Source organism: Streptomyces sp. NPDC002926 (assembly GCF_053591755.1).
This window is the reverse complement of sequence record NZ_JBSFUK010000081.1, coordinates 1-3609: the sequence shown is the minus strand read 5'-3', so window position 1 is coordinate 3609 and position 3609 is coordinate 1. Positions and strand designations below refer to the sequence as shown.

1 protein-coding gene is annotated in these 3609 nt (G+C 71.6%); it reads left to right on the top strand.

Annotation, left to right across the window (positions count from 1 at the left end; all coding sequences use genetic code 11):
- On the top strand, positions 1-3609 hold a 3609-nt coding region (locus ACWDZ6_RS33310), incomplete at both ends, for a type I polyketide synthase (protein WP_451505821.1).

Below are 3609 nucleotides of genomic sequence, written 5' to 3'. Positions count from 1 at the left end.
CCACGGCCCGGACCACGCTGCTCACCGCCGCCGCACACCTCCACGCCTCGGGTGTGCCGGTGGACTGGCACCTGCCCGCCCCCGCCCCGGGACGGCACCTGGAGCTGCCCACCTACCCCTTCCAGCGCCGGCGCTACTGGGTCGAGCCCACCGTCTCGTCCACCGACGTCGGCGCGGCGGGCCTCGACGGGACCCAACACCCCTTGCTGGGTGCGGCCGTCACCGTTGCCGACACCGGCGGCGCCCTGCTCACCGGACGGCTGTCCGTCGATACGCAGCCCTGGCTCGCCGACCACCGCGTCGGCGACGAGGTGTTCTTCCCGGGCACGGGCATGCTCGAACTCGTGGTCCGCGCGGGCGACCAGGTCGGCTGCCGCCGGGTCGAGGAGCTGACCCTGCACGCCCCGCTCGTGCTGCCCGAGCCGGGCGCCGTCCAGATCCAGGTCACCGTCGGACCCGCCGACGAGCACGGCCTCCACCCAGTCGGCGTCTACTCGAGCTCCACGGCATCGGATGCTCCCGAGCAGTGGGTGCGGCATGCAAGTGGCACCCTTTCCGCCGCCGCCTCACAGCCGACGGAATCGAACGACACCGAGTGGCCGCCCTCAGGGGCTCAGAGCATCGACATCGACGCGCTGTATCCCGACCTCGCCGAGTCCGGACTGCGGTACGGCCCGGTGTTCCAGGGCTTGCGCCGGGCCTGGCGACTCGACGACGAAGTGTTCGCCGACGTGGCTCTGGCCGATGCACAGGCAGGTGCACGCTTCGGCCTGCACCCCGCCGTGCTCGACGCGGCGCTGCACGCCGTTGCCCTCTCGTCGGCGAACGGCGGCGCGGCAGCGCTGCCCTTCAGCTGGTCCGGCTTCGAGCTGCAAAGCAGCGGGGCCGCCGCGCTCCGGGTGCGGATCAGGCCCCTCGCCGCCAACGAGGTCGCGCTGCGTATAACCGACCAGACCGGTCATCCGGTGGCAAGCGTCGACTCCCTTGCCCTGCGTCCGTTGGCGGGCCTCGACCAGCAGCCCGAAGGGACGCCGCCGCTCTATCAGCTGACCTGGGTTCCGGTGGCGACGCCACCCGAGCCGCTGGCCGTTCAGGAGTGGGATGCACTCGACCCGGCGGCTGCGCCGACCGGGGTCGTGGTGCTGCGTACGAACCGCGATGCCGAGGACGTCGTCACGGATGTCCATGCCCGCACCGCCCGCGTCCTCACCGTTCTCCAGCAGTTCCTGTCTGACCCTCGCCTGGCCGGGGCCAGCCTGCTAGTGGCGACCAAGGGCGCGGTCCCCGCTGCGGGGGAGACGGTTTCCGACCTGGCGGGAGCCGCGGTCTGGGGCCTGGTCCGCTCGGCGCAGTCGGAGAACCCGGACCGCTTCATCCTGATCGACACCGACACCGACACCGACACCGACACCGAAGTCGACACTGACATCGACATAGACGCTCTTGGGCTGGCCGCCGCCGCCGACGAGCCACAACTCGCCCTGCGTGACGGGCGCTTGTTCGCCGCCCGGCTCGCCGCCCTCCCCGTCCCGGCCGAGACGTCGCCCGCCTTCGCCGAGCACGGAACGACGCTGGTGACCGGCGCCTTCGGTGCGCTGGGCCGGCGCGTCTCCCGGCACCTGGTGAGCAAGCACGGCGTACGCCGACTGTTGCTGGTCGGCCGCCGCGGCGCGCAGGCTCCGGGCGCGACCGAGCTGCTCGAAGAACTCGCCGGGCTGGGCGCAGAGGTCACTGCCGCCGCGTGCGACCTCTCCGACCGGGACGGGGTGGCGTACCTGCTGGCCGGAGTCCCGGCCGACGCGCCGCTGACCGCGGTCGTGCACGCGGCCGGCGTGCTGGACGACGGTGTCATCCCCTCCCTGACGACGGAGCGACTGGACACGGTGCTCGCCGCCAAGGCCGACGCAGCCCTTCACTTGCACGAACTCACCAGCAACGCCGACCTGTCGGCGTTCGTACTGTTCTCCTCCGCATCCGGCCTGCTCGGCGCGCCGGGCCAGGGCAACTACGCGGCGGCGAACACACTGCTCGACGCGCTTGCCGAGACCCGGCGCTCACAGGGCCTGCCCGGGATCTCGCTCGCCTGGGGCATGTGGGCGGTCGCCGACGGCATGGCCGACTCGGATGAACCGGTCTCCTCCGGCGGGCTGCTCGGTCACACCGCGGAGCAGGGCCTTGCCATGCTCGATGCCGCGCTGCGGTGCGACCGGGCTCTCGTCGTTCCCCTCCGGCTGGGCCTCGCCGAACTGCGCCGCGAACCGGAGTCGCTGCCTGCGATGTTCCGCACTCTGGCGCCCGTTCGACGCCGCCGCTCCGGGACCGGTAACCCGGCCGGGGCGTCGGCCCTCCGTCAGCTGTTGCGGGACGTCCCAGAGGCCGAGTGGGAGCAGACCCTGCTGACACTGGTACGCCGCGAGGCCGCGGCCGTGCTGGAGTACCCGGACCTCGCCGCCGTCGAGGCGACCAAGGCGTTCCGGGACATGGGCTTCGACTCTCTGGCGGGTGTCGAACTGCGGAACCGGATCGACGCCGCCACCGGCCTGCGGCTGCCGGCCACCCTGGTCTTCGACCACCCCGAGCCGGCGGTCCTGGCCCGCTTTCTGCGGGAGGAGGCCGTGGGATCGGCCGCTGCCGCTCCGTCCGTCGTGCGCCGGACGAATACCGCTGAGGGCGACGAGCCGATCGTCATCGTGTCGATGGCCTGCCGGTTCCCGGGCGGGGTGTCGTCACCGGAGGACCTGTGGCGGCTGGTCGCCGAGGGACGCGATGCTGTATCGCCGTTCCCGACCAATCGCGGCTGGGACATCGCCAGGCTGGTCGACCCGAGCCGGACCGTGCCGGACACCTCCTACGTAGACAACGGCGGCTTCCTGTACGACGCCGACCTCTTCGACGGCGACTTCTTCGGGATCAGCCCCAACGAGGCCCTGATCATGGACCCGCAGCAGCGTCTGTTGCTGGAGGCATCCTGGGAGGCGTTCGAGCGGGCCGGTATTGATCCCGGGACGCTGAAGGGCAGCCGGACGGGTGTCTTCGCGGGCGTGATGTATCACGACTACCCCCACAACGCCGCGACCGGTGCCATCGCCTCCGGTCGGGTCTCCTACGTCTTCGGACTCGAGGGCCCGTCGATGACGGTGGATACGGCGTGTTCGTCGTCGTTGGTGGCGCTGCACTTGGCGGCGCAGGCGTTGCGTTCGGGGGAGTGTTCGCTGGCGTTGGCCGGTGGTGTGACGGTGATGTCGACGCCGGAGACGTTTGTGGAGTTCAGCCGGCAGCGTGGGTTGTCGGCGGACGGCCGGTGCAAGGCGTTCGCGGAGGCGGCGGACGGGACCGGCTGGTCGGAGGGCGTCGGCCTGTTCCTGGTCGAGAAGTTGTCGGATGCGCGGCGGTTGGGGCATCCGGTGCTGGCGGTGGTGCGGGGTAGTGCGGTCAATCAGGATGGTGCGTCCAATGGGTTGACGGCACCGAACGGTCCGTCGCAGCAGCGGGTGATCCGGCAGGCATTGGCGAATGCGGGTCTGTCCGCCGCCGATGTGGACCTGGTGGAGGGCCACGGGACGGGTACTCGGCTGGGTGATCCGATCGAGGCCCAGGCCCTGTTGGCGA